Annotated in this window: 19 protein-coding genes; 6 read left to right on the top strand and 13 right to left on the bottom strand. The window is 64.3% G+C overall.

Annotated features, from left to right (window positions below):
- Positions 1-3 precede the first annotated feature (3 nt).
- The 8 genes from LAN37_13375 to LAN37_13340 form a co-directional block, all read right to left on the bottom strand.
- Positions 4-1,155, bottom strand: coding sequence for a deoxyguanosinetriphosphate triphosphohydrolase (locus LAN37_13375; protein ID MBZ5648201.1), 1,152 nt, complete (start codon positions 1,153-1,155; stop codon positions 4-6).
- 60 nt (positions 1,156-1,215) lie between these two features.
- Positions 1,216-3,327, bottom strand: a complete 2,112-nt coding sequence (locus LAN37_13370; protein MBZ5648200.1) for a tetratricopeptide repeat protein — start codon at positions 3,325-3,327, stop codon at positions 1,216-1,218.
- Positions 3,328-3,594: 267 nt separating this feature from the next.
- Positions 3,595-5,172 (bottom strand): bifunctional phosphoribosylaminoimidazolecarboxamide formyltransferase/IMP cyclohydrolase, encoded by a 1,578-nt coding sequence (gene purH, locus LAN37_13365; protein MBZ5648199.1) that lies wholly within the window; start codon positions 5,170-5,172, stop codon positions 3,595-3,597.
- A 96-nt stretch (positions 5,173-5,268) separates the two neighbouring features.
- A complete protein-coding gene (locus tag LAN37_13360; GenBank protein MBZ5648198.1) occupies positions 5,269-5,889 on the bottom strand; it encodes a hypothetical protein in 621 nt (206 codons plus the stop codon).
- A gap of 182 nt (positions 5,890-6,071) precedes the next feature.
- Positions 6,072-6,428, bottom strand: a complete 357-nt coding sequence (locus LAN37_13355; GenBank protein MBZ5648197.1) for a helix-turn-helix domain-containing protein — start codon at positions 6,426-6,428, stop codon at positions 6,072-6,074.
- A 129-nt stretch (positions 6,429-6,557) separates the two neighbouring features.
- Positions 6,558-7,049, bottom strand: a complete 492-nt coding sequence (locus tag LAN37_13350; protein ID MBZ5648196.1) for a GNAT family N-acetyltransferase — start codon at positions 7,047-7,049, stop codon at positions 6,558-6,560.
- 71 nt (positions 7,050-7,120) lie between these two features.
- The gene (gene fabG, locus LAN37_13345; GenBank protein MBZ5648195.1) at positions 7,121-7,867 is read right to left on the bottom strand and encodes a 3-oxoacyl-[acyl-carrier-protein] reductase; all 747 of its coding nucleotides are present in this window, start codon (positions 7,865-7,867) and stop codon (positions 7,121-7,123) included.
- Positions 7,868-7,907: 40 nt separating this feature from the next.
- Complete coding sequence (locus tag LAN37_13340; protein ID MBZ5648194.1) at positions 7,908-9,101, bottom strand: cation:proton antiporter; 1,194 nt, start codon at positions 9,099-9,101, stop codon at positions 7,908-7,910.
- Positions 9,102-10,553: 1,452 nt separating this feature from the next.
- Between LAN37_13340 and LAN37_13335 the strand changes: the two genes are divergently transcribed.
- A complete protein-coding gene (locus tag LAN37_13335; GenBank protein ID MBZ5648193.1) occupies positions 10,554-10,904 on the top strand; it encodes a hypothetical protein in 351 nt (116 codons plus the stop codon).
- 87 nt (positions 10,905-10,991) lie between these two features.
- Here LAN37_13335 and LAN37_13330 read toward each other — a convergent pair whose 3' ends face one another.
- Positions 10,992-12,536 (bottom strand): FAD-dependent thymidylate synthase, encoded by a 1,545-nt coding sequence (locus LAN37_13330; GenBank protein MBZ5648192.1) that lies wholly within the window; start codon positions 12,534-12,536, stop codon positions 10,992-10,994.
- Positions 12,537-12,626: 90 nt separating this feature from the next.
- Entirely contained in the window at positions 12,627-14,573 is a 1,947-nt protein-coding gene (locus tag LAN37_13325; GenBank protein ID MBZ5648191.1) for a S9 family peptidase, read from the bottom strand.
- Positions 14,574-14,806: 233 nt separating this feature from the next.
- Here LAN37_13325 and LAN37_13320 point away from each other — a divergent pair, with 233 nt between their 5' ends.
- From LAN37_13320 to recA, 5 genes are all read left to right on the top strand, one after another.
- Positions 14,807-15,625, top strand: a complete 819-nt coding sequence (locus tag LAN37_13320) for a hypothetical protein (protein ID MBZ5648190.1) — start codon at positions 14,807-14,809, stop codon at positions 15,623-15,625.
- 182 nt (positions 15,626-15,807) lie between these two features.
- Positions 15,808-16,434, top strand: a complete 627-nt coding sequence (locus LAN37_13315) for a TetR/AcrR family transcriptional regulator (GenBank protein ID MBZ5648189.1) — start codon at positions 15,808-15,810, stop codon at positions 16,432-16,434.
- Between the two features lie 39 nt (positions 16,435-16,473).
- The gene (locus tag LAN37_13310; GenBank protein ID MBZ5648188.1) at positions 16,474-16,884 is read left to right on the top strand and encodes a hypothetical protein; all 411 of its coding nucleotides are present in this window, start codon (positions 16,474-16,476) and stop codon (positions 16,882-16,884) included.
- 18 nt (positions 16,885-16,902) lie between these two features.
- Positions 16,903-17,961, top strand: coding sequence for an SRPBCC domain-containing protein (locus tag LAN37_13305; protein ID MBZ5648187.1), 1,059 nt, complete (start codon positions 16,903-16,905; stop codon positions 17,959-17,961).
- A 320-nt stretch (positions 17,962-18,281) separates the two neighbouring features.
- On the top strand, positions 18,282-19,346 hold the full coding sequence (gene recA / locus LAN37_13300; GenBank protein MBZ5648186.1) for a recombinase RecA: 1,065 nt from the start codon (positions 18,282-18,284) through the stop codon (positions 19,344-19,346).
- 19 nt (positions 19,347-19,365) lie between these two features.
- Here recA and LAN37_13295 read toward each other — a convergent pair whose 3' ends face one another.
- The 3 genes from LAN37_13295 to LAN37_13285 form a co-directional block, all read right to left on the bottom strand.
- Positions 19,366-20,307, bottom strand: a complete 942-nt coding sequence (locus tag LAN37_13295) for a PilZ domain-containing protein (protein ID MBZ5648185.1) — start codon at positions 20,305-20,307, stop codon at positions 19,366-19,368.
- 77 nt (positions 20,308-20,384) lie between these two features.
- Positions 20,385-20,813 carry a FixH family protein gene (locus tag LAN37_13290; GenBank protein MBZ5648184.1) on the bottom strand — a complete coding sequence of 143 codons (429 nt, stop codon included), beginning with the start codon at positions 20,811-20,813 and terminating at the stop codon, positions 20,385-20,387.
- A gap of 61 nt (positions 20,814-20,874) precedes the next feature.
- Positions 20,875-21,792 (bottom strand): cation diffusion facilitator family transporter, encoded by a 918-nt coding sequence (locus tag LAN37_13285; protein MBZ5648183.1) that lies wholly within the window; start codon positions 21,790-21,792, stop codon positions 20,875-20,877.
- Positions 21,793-21,863: the final 71 nt, after the last annotated feature.

Below are 21,863 nucleotides of genomic sequence, written 5' to 3'. Positions count from 1 at the left end.
CGATTATCCCGCGTTTCCCCGCCGGATGACCTCCGACGCGCCACCATGGCAGTGGCTTTCGTACTGGTCCAGGATGAAGGTGTCAGTCATGCCGGCGATGTAATCGCACACCACGCGTGGCAGACTCTCCTGCCGCGCTTTCTCCTGGTAACTGGCGGGCAGTGCCTCCGGGTGCGCGATCCAGAACTCGAACAGCTCCATGATCACGCGCTCGGCGGCGTCCTTTTCCGGCTGGAGCGCGGGACTGAGGTAGAGTCTTTCGTACAGGAACGCTTTCGATTCCGCCCGCTCCTGCTCCACTGCGCGGCTGAACGCGGTGAGGCGCTCCGGCCAGGCTCGTACTTCGTCCAGGCTGCGCACCCCGGCTTCGTTGACCCGCGACTCCGTATTGTGGATGAGGTCGGTGGCCATTCGGTTGAGCATGCGCTTCAGCGCCTCATTGAATTTCAGCTTCTCCAGCGCCGTGGGATAGAGCTTCTCCACCTCGCGGTAGCAGCGCTCGAAGATGCCGACCCGCCCGCAGATCTCCTCCAGCGTGAGCAGGCGCGCTTCGTACCCGTCGTCGAGATCGGCGGTGTTGTACGCGATCTCGTCGGCCAGGTCGATGAGCTGCGCCTCCAGCGGCGGGCGCAGCTCCAGCAGGTACTCGGAGACTTGTGGGTAGTCCGCGGCGCGGTAGGCGTGCGAGTGCTTGATGATGCCCTCGCGCACCTCGAAGGTCAGGTTCAAGCCTCTGAACTCGGCGTAACGCAGCTCGAAGTCCTCTACGATGCGCAGCGCGTGCAGGTTGTGGTCGAAGGATTCCCCGTGCGCGCGCATGGCCTGGTCCAGCGACTTCTCCCCTGCATGTCCGAAGGGCGGATGCCCGATGTCGTGCACCAGCGCCAGCGCCTCGCTCACGTCCTGGTTCAGCTTCAGTTGGGCGGCGATGGTGCGCGCGATCTGCGACACCTCGATGGTGTGCGTCAGCCGGTTGCGGAAGTGATCGGAGTAGCGCCGGGTGAAGACCTGCGTCTTGTCCTCCAGCCGCCGGAAAGCGCGCGAGTGGATGACGCGGTCGCGGTCCCGCTGGAACGGGTTGCGGTAAGGATGCGGCGGCTCAGGATACCGTCGCCCGCGCGAGTTCTCCACGCGGACGGCATACTCGGCCAGCATGCTGGGATTGTAAAGGAGGCAGGAGGCAGGTTGCAGGATCAACACCTGCGTCCTGCGGGCTTACTTGCGGACCGGCGCCTGCTGCGCCAGCCTGACCTTGGCCGCCTCTAGCTTCTTCGCCACCTGGTTCACGTCGGACTGGTCAACCTCGGCGGCGACGGTCTTGTTCCACTCGTCCAGCGCCCGCTCCCAGTGCGCGGCGGCCAGCTTCAATCGCCCCGTCTTCTGGTAGAGGTCGCCGAGATGCTGGTGGATGGTCGCATCGTTCGAGACCCGCGCCACCGCCTTGCCCAGGTTCTCTTCCGCCAGGTCGTAATTGCCCAGTTTGAAGTACGCCCAGCCCAGCGAATCCAGGTACGCCCCATTCTGCGGATCGAGCTCCACCGCTTTCTTGATGTAGTTCAGGGCTTCCTCGAGGCGCACCCCGCGGTCCGCCAGCATGTAGCCCAGGTAGTTGAGCGCGACCGCGTTGTTCGGTTCGTCGGCGAGCACCTTCTTGAACGCTTCTTCCGCCGCCTCGTACTTCTTTTGCCGCTCGAATATCGACCCCGCCACGAACAGGGCGTAGTTCCTCTCCTCCGGCTTGGGGGAGAGCTTCTCCGCCTGCGCGATGGCCTCTTCCGCGTCCTTGTAGAGCTTCAAGCGGCTCTCGATCTGCGCCAGCGCGATGTACACCTCGCGGTCCTCGGGCGCGCCCTTGAGCAGGCTCTTGACCTGGGCGATGGCGGCATCGGCCTCGCCCGGCGTATCCGCGAGCTGGCCGGCGAGGACCAGCTTCAGGCCGCGGTCCTCGGGCACCTTCTCCACCGCTTCGCGCGCGGCCTCGGTGGCCTGCGGCCACATCTTGGCCTCGCGATACGTGTCGATGATCTGCTGGTAGCTGCGGCTGGCGTTGTCCGGGCCCAGCGCGAGCGCCTTGCGGAAGGTCTCCACCGCCTGCTGCGTCTTCCCCTGCTCGCGGTAGACATTGCCCAGCCGTTCCAGGAAGACGGCGCGGTTGTTGGCTTCGCCAGCCGCGTAGGCGCCCTCCCGCTTCTCGCCCTTTTGCAGCAGTCCTTCCAGGATCTTGGCGGCTTCTTCGAACCTGCCCTGCACTTCGTAGATCAGCGCCCGGTTATAGGGGACTTCCAGCGAATCCTGGACCAGCGCTTCGGCCTTGTTCAGGTTGTCGAGAGCTTTGTCGTATTTGCCCTGCCGACGGTGGATCTCGGCCATGCGCAGGAACGCCTGTGCGTCCTGCGGGTCGGCCTCGGCGATCTGCTTGTACTGCTCCAGGGCCGCGTCGCTCTGGCCGTCATTCAGCAGGTTTTGCGCCAGGCCGCGCAAGGCGTCGAGGTTGTCCTTGTCCAGCTCGACCGCCTTCTTGTAGGCCTCGACCGCTTTCTTGTAAACCTTCTGCTGCTCGTAGGTGAAGCCCAGCGCCGAGTACAGCTTGGCCGTGCGCCCGGCCTCGGGCACCCCGGCCAGCACCTCGGCGGCGCGCTTGGAGTCGCCCTCCTCGTTGTACAGGTAGGCCAGGGTCGTCACCGCTTCCTCTGAGGTAGGCTGCAGCCCGACCGCGGTCTTGAACTCGTTCTCCGCTTTGACCAGTTCGTTGTTCAGGCGGTACAGGCGCCCCAGCAGGAGGTGGCTTTCGACGTTGCTGGGATCGATGCGAACGATCTGCTCGAATTGTTCGATGGCCAGGCCCAGCATCTCCCGCGATTGCGTCCCCGCTTGCACGTCGCCCAGCGAGCGCAGGTAGATTCGGCCCAGCAGCTTCCGCGCATCCAGGTTGTTGGGATCGCCTTTGATGATGTCCTGCGCTTCTTCGACCGCGTCTCGGATGCGCCCCACGCTTACGTACAGCTCGGCGAGCCCCGATTTCAGGAAGTCCGACTTGGGATCGTACTCGATCGCCAGCCGGTACTCCTGGATGGCTTTGGTCGCGAAGTCGGCGCGCCCATAGACGGCCACCAGCTCCTGGTACATGTGCGCCAAGGTGTAGTGGTAGTACGCGGACGCCCGGTTCGGTGTAACCGGTTCACTCGGCTGCGCCTCGGTCCCCGGCGACGCGCTCTGCTGCGCGGGCGCCTCCGCCTTGGTGTCGGGCGGGATTTCGGACGGAGCGTTTTGCTGTGCCCATGCGGTAACCGCCGCGGCCAGCAGCAGCACGACGATGCGGATTCTCATTGAGAACTGATCCTAGCCACTTTCCCGCCCGATTGGATGCCGGACGGTAGGTGCGTGGTGCTCTCTATTTTACCCCTGGGCAGTCAGCCTCCAGCCGTCAGCGATAAACACGAACGGAAACAGAGGACCGCGCCCGTACACACAACATAGAACACCTCATTTCCGTATTGTTGCGTATTTTCTGAGGGAGTGCGGGCATTGAGCTCGGCGCTCAGGCGCCGCAGCAGGACTGGGCTATTGCCGCTGCGGGACTCCGCTCCCGGCGATCTAGTGTCTGAAGTGCCGCACCCCGGTGAACACCATGGCCAGCCCCAGCCGGTTCGCCGTATCAATGACTTCCTGGTCCCTCACCGAGCCGCCCGGCTGGATGATGGCGGTCGCACCCGCCTTGGCCACCACCTCGACCCCGTCGGAGAACGGAAAAAAAGCATCGGAGCCGGCCACGCTGCCCTGGAGCGGCAGCACCGCCTTCATGGCGCCGATCCTGGCCGAGTCCACCCGGCTCATCTGCCCCGCGCCCACGCCGATGCCGCGCCCGTCCTTCGCATAGAGGATGGCGTTCGACTTCACGTGCTTGCACACCTTCCACGCGAACAGCAGGTCCCGCATCTCGGCCTCGGTGGGCTGCCGTTCGGTCACCACGGTCAGATTCGACGGCCCCAGCTTGTGCGCGTCCGCATCCTGCAGCAGCACGCCGCCCGAGACCGCCTTGATCACCCACTTCATCGCCGCCGGCACGATCTCGACCACGCGCAGGTCCTTGCGCTTGGCGAAGCGCGCCCGCGCCGCCTCGTCGAACGAGGAGGCGATGATGCACTCGATGAACAGCGCCACTCCGTTGTGCCGCAGACCCGCGATGGCCTCCGCGGTCGGCCCGTCCACCGCCCGGTTCAGCGCGATCACGCCCCCGAACGCCGACACCGGATCGCACTCGAACGCCCGCTGGAAGGCCTCGATCAGGTCCTTCCCCACCGCGCTGCCGCACGGGTTGGTGTGCTTGATGATGCCGCAAAAAGGCTCTTCGAACTCCTGAGTCAGGTCCCACGCCGCCTGCAGATCGACGATGTTGTTGTAGGAAAGCTCCTTGCCCTGGAGCTGCTTCCCGTTGGCGATGCCCGCGCCCGAGCCGTCGGAGTACATGGCGGCCTTCTGGTGCGGGTTCTCGCCGTAGCGCAGGTCCATCGCCTTGCGGTAGGCCAGCCGCAGGTCCTGCGGGAATCCTGCAGCATGCAGTTCGAAGCTGCCGCCGCTCAGGCTGATCCCTTCCAGCGTGGAAGCGATCGCGGAATCGTACGCCGACGTGGTGGCGAACGCTTTCTGCGCCAGCCGCCACTTGGTCTCCAGCGAAAGCTCACCGCCGCTGCGTTCCATCTCGTCGGCGACCGCGCTGTAATCCCCGGGCGACGTCACCACGGCAACGTCCTTGAAGTTCTTGGCCGCCGAACGGATCATCGAGGGCCCGCCGATGTCGATGTTCTCGATGATCTCGTCGAACTGCACGCCGGTTTTGGCCGCGGTCTTCTCGAAGGCGTACAGGTTGACCACCACCAGGTCGATGGGCTGGATGCCATGCTGGGCGACCGAGCTCAGGTGCTCCGCCTTGTCGCGCATGTGCAGGATGCCGCCGTGCACCTTGGGATGAAGGGTCTTCACCCGCCCATCCAGCATCTCGGGAAACCCCGTGAGCTCGGAGATGTCCCGGACCTTGATGCCACGGTCGCGCAGCAGCTTGGCCGTGCCCCCGGTGGAGACCAGCTCCACGCCCAGCCGCGCCAGTCGCCGCGCAAACTCCTCCACGCCCCGTTTGTCGGTCACGCTGATGATCGCCCGCTGGATCTTCGACACTCTCGCCTCGGTTGCGACAATGAAGTTGAAACGAACCAGAGATTATAGGCGATGGGTCGGGGAAGTTCCTGATGGCTGATAGCTGATGGCTGACAGCTATGTCTTCGCCTTGGCCTTCAGCCGGACCTGCCCGGCTTCCAGCTCGACCGAGTACTCCACGGAATGGCAGCCGTAGTCCTTGCGGATCTGGTCCGTCTTTTTCTTGACGAAGGCCTTGAAGGAGTCGAAATTGGCGCTCGTCGCGCCGGCATCGCCGGCCGCCTTGCGGGCTTCGACCATGGCGTTGAACAGCGACTGCACCTTGTCGTGCTCGGCCTCGGCGTCCGAACAGTGCACGGTGAAAGGCTTGGCTTCGGCCGCGGCCGCGGCCGGCTGCTCCCCGGCCAGCGCTTCTTCGGCGGCGCGCTCCTCCGCGGTGCGCACTCCCTGCACCCCCAGCAGCGCGTCGCTCGGACGCCGGTAGCCCTCTTCCTTGATCTTCATCTTCTGCCGCCACAGGTCGCTGAACAGGGCGTGGCGCTGGCTGATGGTGTTGTAGCGGAAGCGCTGGGGGAAACTCATCTTCTGGCTGTCGGAGTACTTCTTGAGCAGCGACTGCACACGCCATTCCAGGTCGGTGGGAGGCTTCTTCGACCCGCCCCCGAAATAGATGTCGTATTCGATCTTCAGCCGGCGCAGGGCATCGTCGAGCTGATTGAGTTCTTCGTCGACCGTCACCGGTCACCTCGTGCAGCCCGGGGTTCCCCCATCGCGGGAAACAAGGTCGGGCTCCCCTTGGCCGGAATATAGCACAAGCTTTTCCTTCCCGGACGAAGCCGGGGAGGTCACTAAGGTTGTCCTCCCAAAGGTACTTCGGCCGGCAGTGGAGGAACTCAGAGTCAGGAGCTACTGGCTGGCAGCTACCGCGCGGCGCTGGCGGCCATCTTCTTGACCATGGCCAGCACCAGCTTGCGGTCGCTGTCGTTCAAGCTGCCGGAGTAGCGCCGGATCTGCGACAGGAACCGCACCTCGTCGTCCGAGAGCTGCGGGACGGGCTTCCCGGGCTGCCCGTTGTCGTGGGCGGCATCGGTGAAGAATTGCGCCAGCGGCAATTCCATGGCGGAAGCGATCTTGGCCAGCGTGTCCAGCGACGGGATGGTGTGCCCGTTCTCTACCCGGGACAGGTAACACCGCAGAAGCCCGGTGCGCTTCTCGATGTCGCCCTGCGACATGCCTTTGTTGAGGCGGAAATTCCGGATAGTTTCGCCGATGTTCATAATGAAAAAAACAGCAATATTGTCCTGGGGAGTGCCCGCATAGTAATCAGAGTGGGTGCGCCTTGCAAGAAGAATCTTTTTCTCCTGAGGCCGGCCTCGGGCGATGCCGCAGCGCCCGAAGATCTGCTGCTACAGGGTCAATTCCATGAATAATGTTCCCGAAATCGGGTGTATCCCGTAGGGCGGGATCTCGCGGAATCCCAGCGCGCGATATAACGCGATGGCCCGATCCATCTTGCCGGTGATGGTATCCAACCGCATCCGCCGGTATCCCGCGGCTTTCGCTTCCGCGATGATGCGCTGCGCAAGCGTCCGGCCCGCCCCGGTCCCGCGGAAGTCCGGGCGCACATACAGCCGCTTCATCTCGCAGATGTCGCCCTCGAGTCTGCGCATCGCGACGCATCCCGCGATCCGCCCGCCCTGAAACGCAAGCAGCAATCGTCCTTCCGGCCGCGCGTACTTCCCCGGCAGCTCCGCCAGTTCCTGGTCGAACGATTGGAAGCACAGGCTGAACCCCAGCGAGTCGGCGTACTCCAGGAACAGCGCCCGCGCCTGCTCGACTTGCTCCGGCGTGCTTGCCTCAACGATGGAGATCGCAGTCTGCTTTGCTGCTTCCGCCATACCAACGTAGCGCCGGAGCCTCGCCCTCGCTTCTTACTTCTGCAATCTGACTCTTGCGATCTGCGATGGTTTCATCCCATCAGCATCCCGCCGTTCACGTTCAGCACGTGACCGGTGATGTATCCCGCTTCCTCCGAGGCCAGGAAGCGCACCGCGTGGGCCACGTCCATGTCGCTCCCCACGCGTCCCAGCGGGATCAGCTTGAGCGCTTCCGCCCGGAACTCGGGCGTCAGGCCCTCGGTCATGGCCGTCTCGATGAATCCGGGCGCGACCGCATTGACCGTGATGTTGCGCGACGCCAGCTCGCGCGCCATCGCCATGGTCAGCCCGATCAGCCCCGCCTTCGACGCGGCATAGTTCGCCTGCCCCGCCTGCCCCATCCGCCCGAACACGCTGCTGATATTGATGATCCTGCCCCACCTTTGTTTCAGCATGGGCGCGATCACTGCCTGGGTGCAGAGGAAGGCCCCGGTCAGGTTGGTGTTGAGCACGGCGTCCCAGTCGGCGCGCTTCATGCGCATGGCGAGCTGGTCGCGGGTGATGCCCGCATTGTTCACCAGGATGTCGACCTTCCCGTACTGCTCGACCACTGCCTTGACGACGGACTTCACCTCGTCTTCGTTGGCCACGTCGAGCTTGAAGGCGCGCGCGGCGCCGCCCGCGCCGGCGATCTCTTTCATGACGGCGGCGGTCTTCGCCTCGTTGCGCGCGGCCAGCGCCACCGTCGCGCCCGCCTGCGCCAGCGTGAGCGCACACGCTCGCCCGATCCCCTGCGACGCGCCCGTCACCAGCGCCACTCGCCCTTTCAGGTCGGACATCTTCACTCTCCTCGATGGAACCGCGATTATAGAGCCAGCGCTACTCGGTGACGACCTCTTCCGGCGCCGGCACTTTCGCCAGGTCGCGCTTGAACAGGTAGCGCAGCAGCGGCGGCGCCAGCAGCGTGGTCGCCGCCGTCATGAAGATCACGATGCCGTACACCTGCTGCGAGATCATGTTCATCTGCAATCCGATCAGGGCCACGATCAGGGCCACTTCCCCGCGCGGCGTCATGCCCACACCCACCTTCAGCGCGCTGGGCCAGCCTTCTTTCAGGACCGGCAACCCGCAGCCGACCAGCTTGGCCGCGATGGCCAGTGCCGTGACGATCACCGATGCCACGAGGATGCTCCCGTCGAACACCCGCAGGTCCAGCCGCGAGCCCATGGTGAAAAAGAAGAATGGCGCCAGCAGCTCGTTGATCGCATTCACCCGCGGCTGCAGGTTCCACTCCGGGGAATATTCCGCGAAGGCCAGCCCGGCGAAGAACGCTCCCACGATGGCCGCCATCCCGATGCGCTCTGCCGCCACCGACAGTCCCAGACAAAGGGCCAGGGACAGGATCAGCGGCGCGTTCCGCGTGGACATGCGCTCCACGCTCGGCCGGATGTGCCCTACGAGGCGGGGCGCGAGGAAGATCATGAACACGGCAAAGATCACGGCCTCGGCGGTCACGACCCCCAGTTGCGTCCACTGGACGCCCGCCCTGGAAGCCACCCCGGCCACCACCGCCAGCAGGATCATGCCCAGGATGTCGTCGAAGACGGCGGCCCCGAGGATGATCTTCGCGACCCGTGTTTGCAGCACGTGCAGGTCGCCCAGCACGCGCGCCGTGATGCCCACGCTGGTGGCCACCATGGCGGCGGCCACGAAGGTCGCCTCGTGCGCCGGGTGGCCGCGCAGGAAGCGCATGTACGCGAACCCCAGGACGAACGGCGCAACGATGCCGGCGGCCGCCACGCTCAGCGATACGCGCCCCACCCGGACCAGCTCCTTGGGGCTGGTCTCCAGTCCCACCGTGAACAGCAGGAAGATGGCCCCGATCTCGGCGATGGAGAGCGTGGTCGCGCTCGGGTCCAGCAGCCTGGTCGCGTAGGGGCCGAGGACGACACCCGCCAGGATCTCGCCCACCACCGCGGGCAGGCCCAGCCGCTCGAAAATCTCCCCCGCCACCTTCGCCCAGACGAAGATGAAGAACAGCTCGAGCAAGAATGGTTCCGCCGTGTGCGTCATACGCGAGATCCGTGAGACTCGGATTTTACGGTCAAAGCCCTCGCGCCGCCTTGCAAATCGGATGCCGCTGGGATTTCAGGCGCTGACGGATTTCACCGCCGAGATCGCCGAGTGCGCCGAGAAAAACTTCGTATAACGAACTTGTAGCGCGGCCGCCCTCGGCCGCGTCTTGCTCGTGTGGGACAGCCGCCCTCGGCTGTCGAGCCCGCTTCAGCAGGCGTAAGAACGAAGGGCCGGTGGAAGCCCCGGCCTTTAGGCCGGGGTTCAGAGCGCAAGAAAGAACCGGGGCTTTAGCCCCGGTGTGGGACAGCCGCCCTCGGCTGTCCAGCCCGCTTCAACAGGCGTAAAAACGAAGGGCCGGTGGAAGCCCCGGCCTTTAGGCCGGGGTTCAGAGCGCAAAAAAGAACCGGGGCTTTAGCCCCGGTGTGGGACAGCCGCCCTCGGCTGTACAGCCCGCTTCAGCGGGCGTAAGAGCGAAGGGCCGGTGGAAGCCCCGGCCTTTAGGCCGCGGTTCAGAGCGCAAACAGAAACCGGGGCTTTAGCCCCGGTGTGGGACAGCCGCCTCGGCTGTCTAGCCCGCGAAGCGCGCGTAAGAACTTAGCCTCGGGCGGTGGGCCCGGGCTCGGTAGGTCAGGGCTTTAGCCCTGACTCGCTCCGCGACCCGGGATTCGCGGACTTCAGTCCGCGAACAAGGGGTGGGGCATTCAGTCGAGGAACAGCCCGCTTCAGCAGGCGTAAGAACGAAGGGCCGGTGGAAGCCCCGGCCTTTAGGCCGGGGTTTAGAGCGCAACAAGGAACCGGGGCTTTAGCCCCGGTGTGGGACAGCCGCCCTCGGCTGTCCAGCCCGCTTCAACAGGCGTAAAAACGAAGGGCCGGTGGAAGCCCCGGCCTTTAGGCCGGGGTTCAGAGCGCAAAAAAGAACCGGGGCTTTAGCCCCGGCGTGGGACAGCCGCCCTCGGCTGTCCAGCCCGCGAAGCGGGCGTAAGAGTTTGGCCCCGGGCTTCAGCCCGAGGTCTCCCCAAACGATCTCGCGAGTCTCGGGCAGCCGCGATGTCAATCTGTCTGGGTTTCCGGAGAAACCGATTGACTGGCGTCGTGGATGCCCACACCGGCGAGATCCTTCGCTCGTGTGCCCAAAACCGGGGCGCACGTCGCTCAGGATGACAGACGGGAAATTGTGTCCACTGCGTGAGGCCCCTCTAACCGCTTGAAAACAAACCACCGCGCAAAATCTGGATTTGTATATCTTTAAGCTATGTCAAGAACAATATTTTCGGCTCCTGTAACCCGCTGATCCGCAATGGCTTCTCCGCCCGCCTCCTGCCCCCTGCATGCTCTCGACTTGCTATGCTGGAAGTAGGAGTATGTCGTCGCCCATCCTCCTCACATATCTCACATATCTCCCCTCGTAAGTCTTTTGGAACGACATATCGAGGGGGAGGGGGTACCCCCATGCAATCTGTCCCTGCCATTGCCGGCAACCACGCCCGCACCGTCAACGCCCGCCAGGCGCTCCGCTGCGCCCACCTCAAGTCCAACGGCGAGCGCTGCGGCTCTCCCGCGGTTTCCGGCACGGACCTCTGCTACTTCCACGACAAGGCGCTCGCCGACGAGCGCCCCATCCGTCTTCCCGTTCTCGAGGATGCCAACGCGATTCAGGTCGCCGTCATGATCGTCATGGACGGTCTGTATCGCGGGAACCTCAACTACAAGAAGGCAGCCTTGCTGCTCTACGGCCTCCAGATCGCAAGCTGGAACCTGAAACACCTCCAGCTCGGCCCCGAGCCGCAGCCGGAGCAATAACAACAGGACAGCCGAGGCGGCTGTCCCACACATCGCTCTTTGACAATTCGTTTCTCTGCGTTCTCTGCGATCTCTGCGGTAAAGCTCTTACCGCTTGAGCAGATCCACTGGCTCGCGGACGTCGGTGACGCGGAAGTACTTGGCCAGGGCGGGAAAGCGCTTGGCCACGGCCTCGTACATCTGCCAGGCGACGTTGCGGTAGGAGAAGTGGCCGGCCACGCCGGTGCGCAGCTCGGTGATGTACACCACCTCGGCGAAATCCATCTTGAACAGGGTGCGCTTGCGGTAGCCGAGCGGGATGACGTACTGCGCGATCTCGGCGGAGTCTTCGCCGGGGGCGGCGGCCAGGTTCGCGCAAACGGCGGCGGCGCGCTGCATGGTCCTGGTGTAGCGCGGCTCCATTCCCGCGGCGGCGATGTCGTCGGGCGTGTCGAAGCCGTGCTGGGTGGTGAAGCCCTGCATGATCTGCACGCAGCGGCGGTGGCGGTGCATGTCGCGGAAGCCGCCGATGTCCATCAGGATGTCGAAGCGGAAGCGCTGCCCGGCGGCGAACTCGCGGGGCAGCTCGTCGTGCTTGCCGCGGTGGCGCATGCCCAGCTCGATGATCTCGCGGCGGCGTGGCTCCGCGAGCGAGTCCACCAGCGCCGAGATCTGGCGGTAGGAGTGGTGGCAGTGCGGATAGAGCAGCGTGGCCGCCAGCTCCACCTCGAAGGGATCGTAGTCGCACAGCTCGACGGTCTTGGCCGCGGCGGGCGGGATGTCGCGCAGCAGCTCGGCCGCGGCCTGGCGCAGCTCGCGCCGGGTCTCGATCTCGTAGGGGTTGGGCTCGGCGTACTTGACCAGCGTGGGCGCGGCCTTCACGTCTTTCAGCAGGAGTTGCGCTGCGCGCTCGCCCAGCGCCGGGTCGGCCTTGCGGATGTCCTCGACCAGTTGCCGCGCAGCCTCGGCGCCCACGTTGTACGCGGGCTGGCGAGCCGCCTGCTTCAGCAGCTCGCCCAGGCGCCGCACCTCGGGATGCGTGTGCGAGAGCAGGCGCGAGATCTGCGTCTCCAGGGTGCGCGCGTTCACGATCTGTCCGAGCGAGGTATTGGTGGCCAGCGGCAGCAGGTAGCGCGAAAGATCGAACGCCCGCGCCTTCAGCGTGCGGTCGTAGTCGGCCTGCTTCATCTCGCCGGGGCGCGGCGTGCGCTCGACCAGGTAGCGGAACATCTCCTGGGAGAAGGATTCGTACTCGGAGAAGAGGAAGTCCGAGGTCTCGCGGTAGAGTTTTTCGGCCGCGGCGTCGGCGAAGCCGGGCGTGTGGTAGCCGCTTTTCTTGAAGTCCTGGTAGCGAGTGGAGCGCTCCTGGCCGTCCCAGCGCTGCTCATCCACCACGGCGATGGCAGCCAGAATCGAAAGTTTTTCGATGGCCAGCGCGATGTGCGCCAGGTCGGCGATCGAGCGGTGTCCGTACTGGAAGTAGAAGGTATTGAGGAACTGCTCGGCCTTCTGCTCGCTGATCTGCTTCAGCGATTCCTTCATGGAGAGCGCCGAGCGCGAGTACTTGGCCATGGCGTAGGCCTGCACTTCGGGCTCGACGCCGTACACGGCGAAGACCTCGATGGTCGGCCCCGGGGAACCGTCGTTGGACATACGGAGAGAAGATTACCGCAAGGGCGCGTGGAAAACGCGCAGGAAAAAGCGGAGGACGCTGGACGCGCCCTCCGCCCGGGTGCGTGAGTGCTACTTCTGCGTGACCTCGGTGAGCAGCTTGGCCTCCGCCTCGGAGGGAGGTTCGACCCGCCCGCCCAAGGTCTTGGCCAGGAAGCCTTCGGTGGCGGCGTTGAAGGCCATGTTGTTCTCCGGGCGGGCAAAACCGTGTCCCTCGTCCGGGAAGACGATGTACTCGACCGGCTTGTTGTTCTTCTTCATGGCGGCGACGATCTGGTCGCTCTCCGCCTTGTTGACCCGAGGATCGTTCTTCCCCTGACCGATCAGCAGCGTGGCCTTGATCTGGTCGGCCTTGAACAGCGGCGAACGCGAGTTGAGGAACTCTTCTCCCGTGCCCATGCGCTTGTCGAAGATGGCTTTGACGGTGGTCCAGTAGGGTGGGATGGTCTTCAGCAGCGTGTTCAGGTTCGAGGGCCCGACGATGTCCACGCCGCAGGAGAACTCGTCGGGGGTGAAGGTCACTGCGGCGAGAGTCGCGTATCCGCCGTAGCTGCCGCCCATGATGCAGACTTTCTTGGGATCGACGTAGCCCTGCTGAAGGACCCACTGCTTGCCGTCGAGCAGATCGGTGTGCATCTTGCCGCCCCACTCGCGGTCGCCGGCGTTGAGGTATTGCTTGCCGTATCCGGTGGAGGCGCGGAAGTTCACCTGGAGGACGGCATAGCCGCGGTTGGAGAGCCATTGCGCGTAGCGGTTGAAACCCCAGACGTCTCGTCCCCACGGCCCGCCATGGACGAACTCGACCATGGGCAGATTCTTGGGCTCGGCGCCGGCGGGCAGCGTGAGGTAGCCGTAGATCTCCATGCCGTCGCGGGCCTTGAAGGAGATCGGCTTCATGGGGGACAGCTTGTAGCCCTCGAGCTTTGGCCGGTCGCTGAAGATCACCGTGGCCTGCTTGGTGTTGCGGTCGTAAACGTAGAAGTAGATCGGCGCATCATCGGCGGAGTAGGCCACGATCCAGTGCCGGTCGGCGAGATCGCGGCTGACCACGCGGATGTCGGCATTCCGGACCTTGTGGAGGGCGGCAAAATCCGCCTTGATGGCGGGATCCACGACCTGCCAGTCGGTGCGGGCGCGGACGAACTCGACCGCTTCCAGCGCGTGGGTCTTGGGATTGATGAGCACGTCCTCGGCGTCGTACTGCGGGTCCTCGGCGACGATTTTTTGTTTGCCCGTGGCCAGGTCGATCTCGACCAGGCGCTTGGCATTGCCGCCCACGCTGGTGCCGACCCAGAGACTCTTGTTGTCAGGAGAAAAAGCGATGCTGCCTCCGAGGCTCTCGTCGGGGCCCCACTTGATCAGCTCACGCCAGGGCGATTTCGCCGAATCGCGCACCCGGATGATGTTGCCGCCGTCCGGCGTGGTGACGTCGGCGGCCCGGACCTGGAGGCTGTTGTCGGCGGTCCAGCCGGCGACGTCGCCCGGATTCTCTGTATCGAGCTCGGCCTTGCCGGTCTTAAGATCCACGCGATAGACGTCGTGGAAGCGCTTATCGCGCACGTTCATGTAGACCAGCATGGTGTCGGGAAGCTGGGGGAAGTATTCTCCCGGCCGCGCCTGGATACCCTCGAAGGGAGTCAGGTCGCGCGTTTCCTTGGTCTTGAGGTTGGTCTGGTAGAGGTGGAAGTTCTCATCGCCGTCACGGTCCTGGATGTAGAGGACGTGCTGGGAGTCGAACTGCCAGAGAAAAAAGCGGATGCCGCGTTTCTTGTCGGCGGTGACCACCTGGTCGTCGGTCTTGCCGATGGTGCGCACCCAGACGTTGAGCACGCCTTTGTCGTCGGGAGCGAGATACGCCAGGCGGGTGCCATCGGGCGAGATGCGCGGGCTGGTCCGCTCGGGGTTGCCGAACAGGATTTGCCGCGGGATCAGAGCGGTGGACGACTCACTCCCGGCCCAAATCACCGGGGCAAGGAAAAGTACGAGAACGATCAGCACTGGCAAATACCTACGTTGCATAACTCCTCCTGCAGAGCGCTGCAATTCTAAGCAGCAGACGGGGGTACGTAAACCCCGCTGGGGCCGTTCAGAAAATCGCCGGTTGTCCAGCAGGACGGAGGTGAACGGAACCGGCGGCAGGGCGCTGGCGCATATCCAAGGTGTTGAATCTTTTGGCACTTCCCGGTGTCCGATGTTACCGGGGTAACTTCACGCCCGGGGCAGAACAGGGTAAACTCTTAGAATTGTTCGATATGCGATTTCGCAATGCCATCTTCGCAATCTTGGTTGTTGTGGCGGCGGCCCCGCTGTGGGGACAGTCGTTCCTGGCTTCCGGGCCGAACCCGGACGCTCCGGACATCGCGCTGAGCCGGCACGCGCCCGACCTGTCGTTGTCGCCGGTTTCGGCCGCGCCCCGCATGGCGCCGGATCTGGCGCTGGAGACCTATGAGCAACGCTCTGCCCGGCAGGCGGAGCTGCTGGCTGGGTACACCGCCAGCACCACCGTCCAGGCCCAGCTTCCCGACACCTCCCAGCACGGAGAGTACGAGCTGACGCGCCACTACGTCGCTCCCAGGACGCTGCAGTTCACCGCCATCCGCTTCACCGGCGACAAGTTCGTGAAGAGCAACGTCATCCTGCGCATGCTGCAGTCGGAGGTCACGCACGTGGAGAAGCAGGAAGGCGCGCAGACCGCCATCACCGCGGCGAATTACAAGTTCAGCTACAAGGGCGTGCAGGAGATCGACGGCCGCCCGGTGCACGTCTACGCCGTCAAGCCGCGGCAGAAGCGCCCCGGGCTCTTCAAGGGGAAGATCTACGTGGACGTGGCCAGCGGTAGCCTGCGCCGCGCCGAGGGCACGCTGGTGAAGAACCCGTCGTTCTTCATCAAGAACATCGACTTCGTCCAGGACTACGCCGACTTCAACGAGTTCACCCTCCCGGTGCACATGCACTCAGTGGCCAAGACGCGCATCGTGGGACGGGCGGTGGTGGACATCTATACCCGGGATTACGCGCCGTCGGTGCAGACGGCCCGCATGCTGGGAGCGACCCTCCAGGGCGGAAACTGACCCGCACTTAGAGTCCCTCCAAAGGCTGGCGGCAACGCCAGCCTTTCTGCCTTAACACTCAGTACCAAGAACCCTGCTCGCACAGGACCAAGGCCGACTGAAAGAATCCTGGAAAAAATGACTTGACGAGACCAATTGTCGCGTGGAAAATATCTTAGGTAGTTAACCAACTAACACTTGATATGGCAGGCGTTGCGGCAAAGACGGCTACACGGGAGCGCTTGGTGGAGGCGGCGCGCGAGCTCTTCTGGGAGAAGGGCTACGAGGCCACCAGCCTAGGCGAGGTAGTTAAACGGGCCAAGGCCAATCCCGGAAGCCTCTACTACTTCTTCAAGACCAAGGAGGAGCTGCTGCTGGCCGTCCTGGACCGTTATACCGAGCTGCTGTGGCCGCGGGTGGTGGAGCCGGCATTCAAGGCGGTGGACGACCCCATGGTGCGCATCTTCGCCATCCTGGAAGGGTACCGGCAGGGGCTGGTGGCGAGCGATTTCAAGCACGGTTGCCCGATCGGCAACCTGGCGCTGGAGGTGGGCGACGCCCTGCCCAGCGCGCGCCAGAAGATCGCCGCCAACTTCAACGGCTGGGTGGGCTGGGTGAAGAAATGCCTGGATGAGGCCGCGGAGCACCTCCCGCCGGAGGTGGACCGCGCGGCCCTGGCGCGCTTCGTCCTGACCGTCATGGAGGGCGCGGTGATGCAGGCGCGGGCGCATCGCAGCCTGGAGCCGTTCGATGCCGCCGTGGAGGTGCTGCGCGACTATCTGGCGCGGCTGGTGGCGCAGGCAGAGCTGGACAGGCCGCGGCGCCGTTGAATTCAGGCCCCGATGTCAACGTCACTTCAGGAGAAAACGATGAATTGGAAACGGTTCGTACTGGCGTTCGTGGCGGTATTCGTGCTGACGGCGATCACAAGCTTCGTCATCCACGGCATGCTGCTGCACGCCGATTATTCGCAGTATCCGAACCTGCTTCGCACAGAGACCGACGCGAACCAGCATGCGGTGTTCCTGCTGGCGGCCTTCGCGGTATTCGCCTTCGCGTTCGTGCTGGTCTGGGCGGTATGGGTACCCGCATACAGCTCTCCGTTACGTGCTGGACTGTTCTACGGGATGGTGATGTGGCTGGTGGAGAGCGTGAACCACTACCTCATCAACTACGCGGTGCAGCCGTGGCAGGGCGACCTGGTGGTGAAGCAGATGGGTTACGAGTTCGTGTGGATGGCCGCGGCAGGGATGGCTACCGCGCTGATCTATCGCAAGTGAGAGAGTGGGAGGAGGAGTATGTCCAGCCAATTCCGGAGAGTCCTGTTCGTTCTCGCCGCATCGGTTTTGCTGTCCGGCAGGGGTTTTTCCGAGGAGCGCATCCTCCGGACCGAGGCGGTAGTGCGCGCGCCGGTCGGGGAAGTCTGGAAGGCGTTCACGACCAAGGAAGGGGTGCAGTCGTGGATGGTGCCGGTGGCGGAGATCGAACTGCGCGTCGGCGGGACGCTAAAGACGAATTACAACCCGCAAGCCAGGATCGGCGATGCCGGGACGATCGTGCACCACATCCTCAGCTATGAGCCGGAGCGCATGCTGACGACCCGGTTTACCGCTCCGGAAGGCGCGCCGTTGTCCGCCCAACTGGCACAGGCAACCTGGGTGGTGTATCGATTCGAGCCGATGTCACCACAGGAGACGCGCGTGACCGTGACCATGGTCGGATGGGGCGACGGGCCGGTATGGGACGCGTCCTACGACTTCTTTAAGCGGGGAAACGAGTGGGAACTGCAACAACTGGTGAAGCATTTCGCTCCCCAGACACCCGGCACAGACTTGATGAAGGGCAAGGAGAAGACGGACCGCTCGATCGTACTGGAGAAGACGGTGGCGTGCGATCCGGCGGCCACATTCAGACTGTGGACGAGCGCAGACGGTGTGAAACACTTTTTCAGCGAGGGAGCACGCATCGACCCCTGGCCGGGCGGACGGTACGAGATCCTGTTCGCGCCCGACACCGACCCGGAGGCGAGATCATTCGGCACGGGCGGTGCGCGTGTGTTGAAGTTCCAGCCCAATCGCGAACTGGCGTTCGAGTGGATCTCGTTCACGCTGGATGACGGCAAGCCTCATAGTGGGGGACCTCCTGCCTTGCCGGCGGCCGAGCGTAATGCGAAACCGCTGGCTACCTGGGTTGAGTTGAAGCTGGATGCTGCCGGGGGTGGCACGACGGTGCATCTCGCGGAATATGGCTTCGGCAAGGGCGGGAAGTGGGACGAGTCGTTCGCTTATTTCCAGAAGGCGTGGGCCATGGCCCTGGGGAACCTGGAGAAGTATTGCGCCGAGAGGCCGGGGCGGTAAATGACAGCCGAGGCAGCTGTCCCACACATCTTGGTGCTGTGTCAAAGACAGCCGAGGCTGGTGTCCCACAGGCCCTTGTACTGGGTCGCAGACAGCCGAGGCGGCTGTCCCACACAAGTCAACAGAGATTCGCTTTTTGTTCGCCTTCTCCAGATTTCCATGTATACTGCATTTTTGTCGGGGGACGACACTGACGCGGGGCGATGAAGCGTGTACTCTAGCCCGTCGATCATAATCGAGTGATCGGGTGATCAGATCATCGAGTCAGCACGCCCCCGAAGCGGTGACTGGCGCGCGTCACTTCAGCAGGAGAGGCAATCATGGCAGACGATAAGGCAAAAGCGATCGATCTGGCGCTAGCGCAGATCGAAAAGCAGTTCGGCAAGGGCTCGATCATGCGCCTGGGGACGAAGGAAGCGATCGTGCCCATCGCGGTGATCCCGACGGGGGCGATCTCGTTCGATGCGGCGCTGGGCGTGGGCGGCTTTCCGCGCGGGCGGGTGGTGGAGATCTTTGGACCGGAGGCAAGCGGCAAGACCACCATCGCACTCCAGGTGATCGCGGAGGCGCAGAAGACAGGGGGCATGGCCGCGTTCGTGGATGCCGAGCACGCACTCGACCCGCAGTACGCCAATAAGCTGGGCGTTGACACCGACAACCTGCTGATCTCGCAGCCGGACTACGGGGAGCAGGCGCTGGAGATCACGGAAGCGCTGGTGCGCTCGGGCGCGATCGACGTGCTGGTAGTGGACTCGGTGGCGGCGCTGGTACCCAAGGCGGAGTTGGACGGCGAGATGGGCGACAGCCATGTCGGATTGCAGGCGCGGCTGATGTCGCAGGCGCTGCGCAAGCTGACCGGCACGGTGTCGAAATCGCGCACCTGCCTGATCTTCATCAACCAGATCCGGGAGAAGATCGGCGTGATGTTCGGCAATCCGGAAACCACGACGGGCGGGCGGGCGCTGAAATTCTATTCCTCGGTGCGCATCGACATCCGGCGCATCGCGGCCATCAAGGAAGGCGACGTGGTGCTGGGCTCGCGCACGCGAGTGAAAGTGGTGAAGAACAAGGTGGCGGCGCCGTTCCGCGAGGCCGAATTCGACATCATGTACGGCGAGGGCATCTCGCGGGAAGGCGACGTGCTCGACCTGGCGGCGAACAACGACATCGTCGAGAAGTCGGGCGCCTGGTTCAGCTACAAGGGCGAGCGCATCGGGCAGGGCCGCGAGAACGCCAAGCAATTCCTCAAGGAAAACAAGGACGTGCTGGCGAAGGTCGAAGCTGACGTTCGCAAGAAGCTGGGGATCGTGAGCCCGGCGGAAAAGGCGCAGGCGGCATCGGCGACGCAACAGGAATCGAAAACCATTCCCATAGGCAGACGGTAGCGGGAAACGAACTCGCTGCCTAGCTGCGGAAGACGGACCCGGCGGGGTGTTGGACGCACTCGTGGGTCTCGAAGGCCGACACCACCGGCTCGGGCGGCTCATTGGCGTAGCGCCAGCGCGTCTCTTCCAGCTTGATGGAGTGGCGCCAGCCGCAGCCACTGCACTTCCAGGCGATGGGAAGGTTCTGGGCGAAGGCGTGGCACATGAGCCTGCGTCCCTGAGGCCCGAACGACTCCGTCCGCGGCGCGGAACCCATGGATGGCGGGAGAGAGGGGAGCGGGGGCTGAGTGCGATCGTACTGTTCCATGAGCCAGGCCACCAGCCGGGCGCGCGACTTGCTGGACATGCGGGTGAACTGCAAGCCGGCGCGGCCGTCACGCGCCCAGAGGACTTCCGCCTGGGCATCGACCGACGAGTCTCCTGGCAAGGTGAAGCGCAACTCGACCAGGCTGTGCTCGGTGAGCGACGCTGTGGTCTGGATGCCCAGGCCTCCCTGGCTCACGTTCTCTGCCGAGACCGGGATCTCGCCGCTGCGGTCGCCGGGGCGCTGCACCCAAGCGATGAAGTCCGCAGGATGGCGGTAGTAGCGCCGGTTCTCCGAAGCCATGAGCCCCTGCGCGGCGCGCAGATTATGCAGCAACCAGTCCTGGGTGAAGCTTTTTTCCAGCACGAAGCTGGCGCCGAGCATGGCGGCGTCGCGTGGGCTGGTGATCTCGCTGACGATGGCGAAGGTCACGGCGGAACGGTTGGAGCTGCGGCGTACCCCGTCGAGCACGCCACGCGCCCCGGGAAGGCTGGCGCAGTCGATGACAGTGGCGTCATAGCGCGTGCTTGCGATCTTGCGCTGGGCGTCTTCGGCCCGCGTGCACACTTCGGTGTCAATCCCGGCCAGTTCGAAGACGGGGATGATCTTCTGAAGGAGCTGCGGATCGCAGCTCACGACCAGGGTGCTCAACGCCATGCTCTTCTCAGAGTACGACACCCGGACGGCCAAATGAACATTACCGGCGTACTACTGCTGGACATGTCCTGTGGTGACTAGTCCTCGACGCGGACGTTAAAAGTCGTCTTCCCGGTCTTGCCTGCGGCGGTCGCGATGAACACTGCCTCCCATTCGCCGGACATGGTGAACTGCCCCGTCCCCTCGTACTCGCCGATCCCGGCCTGCGGCAGCGGGAAACCGTTCTTGCCCATATCCATGAGCGGCATGACCAGGGAGGCTTGCACCTGCGCACCGGAAACCGGCGCGCCCGCGGGGTCCAGCAGCGTGATGCGGAACTTTGTTTTCGTCGACATCCGGGGCTGGGCCGGATCGAAGGAGACCGACATCTGGAAGGCGGAACCAGGCGCCACCGTGGTGGAAAGGATCACGCCGCTCGCAGAAGGCTTCTTTTCGGCGCGTCGTTCCTGGTTACAACCATTCAGGAGGACCGCGGAGATCGCGAACGCAGCGAGCAGACGTTTCATGGGATTCCATTTTAGTCGGGTGGCCTCAGCCGTCCATGCGGGACATAGCCCGGCGCTGTGATCAGTGGGTGTGCTCTTCTCCAATGACAGGCACGACGCAGCCGTGCGCCACATCGCACACGGCGTGCTCGAACTGGATGGTGGTATGGAAGATGTGGAAAGCTTGCGCCAGGCGCTCGTTCACCTGGCGGAGGATGCTCTCGCTCTCCGAGGGAGGGATGTCGGCGATCTGGATGTGGCAGGAGAGGGCGTGGCTCTCCGAGCCCAGGCTCCAGGCGTGCAAGTCGTGCACGTCGAGCACGCCGGGGATGGCGCGGATCTCCTGGGCGATGTGGTCCATTTCCATCCCGCGCGGCGTGCCTTCCAGCAGGATGTTGAGGGTCTCGCTGATGATGCCGAACGACGACCACACGATCAGCGCACCGATGCCGAAGGAAAGCGCCGGGTCGATCCAGCTCTGACCGGTCAACAGGATGGCCCAGCCGCCGACCAGGACGGCGGCGGTGGATAGCGTGTCGCCGAGCATATGGATGAAGGAGCTGCGGATGTTCACGTCACCGCGGCTGCGAAACAGCAGCGCGGCGATCACGCCGTTGAGCGCGATGCCGACGGCGGCGACCACCATCATGACGTTGGCGTGCACCGGCGCAGGCTGGTAAAGCCGCCGCCCGGCCTCGTAGAAGATAAGGAACGCGATCACCACCAGCGACAGCGCGTTGATGAACGCCGCCAGCACCCCCGTCCGCTGATAGCCGTAGGTCTTGGTCGAACTGGGCGGGCGGCCCTGAAAGAACAGCGCCACCCAGGAGAGGAGCAGCGCGAGAAAGTCGGAGAGATTGTGTCCGGCCTCGGACAGCAGCGCCAGGGAATGCGCGCGGATGCCGGTGACGACCAGCAGCACGATGTACGCGAAGGTGAGCAGCAGCGCGACACGCAAGATGCGCGACGTCCCCTGGTTGGCATGCGCATGCGCGTGCATGACGCCAGTGTACTTTCACGGCCATTCGGCATCAACCGGTGGCCGGCAGCGGGTGGCTTCGGCCGCCCTTT

This window comes from Terriglobia bacterium (assembly GCA_020073495.1).
Taxonomy (GTDB): domain Bacteria; phylum Acidobacteriota; class Terriglobia; order Terriglobales; family Acidobacteriaceae; genus JAIQFD01.
The sequence above is the reverse complement of the archived record's forward strand: the minus strand, read 5'-3'. Positions and strand labels throughout refer to the sequence as shown.

Bases quoted from the DNA above. Each gene is read 5' to 3' on its own strand.
- LAN37_13375 (MBZ5648201.1), bottom strand. From the start codon at position 1,155: ATGCTGGCCGAGTATGCCGTCCGCGTGGAGAACTCGCGCGGGCGACGG.
- LAN37_13370 (MBZ5648200.1), bottom strand. From the start codon at position 3,327: ATGAGAATCCGCATCGTCGTGCTGCTGCTGGCCGCGGCGGTTACCGCA.
- LAN37_13355 (MBZ5648197.1), bottom strand. From the start codon at position 6,428: ATGAACATCGGCGAAACTATCCGGAATTTCCGCCTCAACAAAGGCATG.
- LAN37_13350 (MBZ5648196.1), bottom strand. From the start codon at position 7,049: ATGGCGGAAGCAGCAAAGCAGACTGCGATCTCCATCGTTGAGGCAAGC.
- fabG (MBZ5648195.1), bottom strand. From the start codon at position 7,867: ATGTCCGACCTGAAAGGGCGAGTGGCGCTGGTGACGGGCGCGTCGCAG.
- LAN37_13340 (MBZ5648194.1), bottom strand. From the start codon at position 9,101: ATGACGCACACGGCGGAACCATTCTTGCTCGAGCTGTTCTTCATCTTC.
- LAN37_13335 (MBZ5648193.1), top strand. From the start codon at position 10,554: ATGCAATCTGTCCCTGCCATTGCCGGCAACCACGCCCGCACCGTCAAC.
- LAN37_13330 (MBZ5648192.1), bottom strand. From the start codon at position 12,536: ATGTCCAACGACGGTTCCCCGGGGCCGACCATCGAGGTCTTCGCCGTG.
- LAN37_13325 (MBZ5648191.1), bottom strand. From the start codon at position 14,573: ATGCAACGTAGGTATTTGCCAGTGCTGATCGTTCTCGTACTTTTCCTT.
- LAN37_13320 (MBZ5648190.1), top strand. From the start codon at position 14,807: ATGCGATTTCGCAATGCCATCTTCGCAATCTTGGTTGTTGTGGCGGCG.
- LAN37_13315 (MBZ5648189.1), top strand. From the start codon at position 15,808: ATGGCAGGCGTTGCGGCAAAGACGGCTACACGGGAGCGCTTGGTGGAG.
- LAN37_13310 (MBZ5648188.1), top strand. From the start codon at position 16,474: ATGAATTGGAAACGGTTCGTACTGGCGTTCGTGGCGGTATTCGTGCTG.
- LAN37_13305 (MBZ5648187.1), top strand. From the start codon at position 16,903: ATGTCCAGCCAATTCCGGAGAGTCCTGTTCGTTCTCGCCGCATCGGTT.
- recA (MBZ5648186.1), top strand. From the start codon at position 18,282: ATGGCAGACGATAAGGCAAAAGCGATCGATCTGGCGCTAGCGCAGATC.
- LAN37_13295 (MBZ5648185.1), bottom strand. From the start codon at position 20,307: ATGGCGTTGAGCACCCTGGTCGTGAGCTGCGATCCGCAGCTCCTTCAG.
- LAN37_13290 (MBZ5648184.1), bottom strand. From the start codon at position 20,813: ATGAAACGTCTGCTCGCTGCGTTCGCGATCTCCGCGGTCCTCCTGAAT.
- LAN37_13285 (MBZ5648183.1), bottom strand. From the start codon at position 21,792: ATGCACGCGCATGCGCATGCCAACCAGGGGACGTCGCGCATCTTGCGT.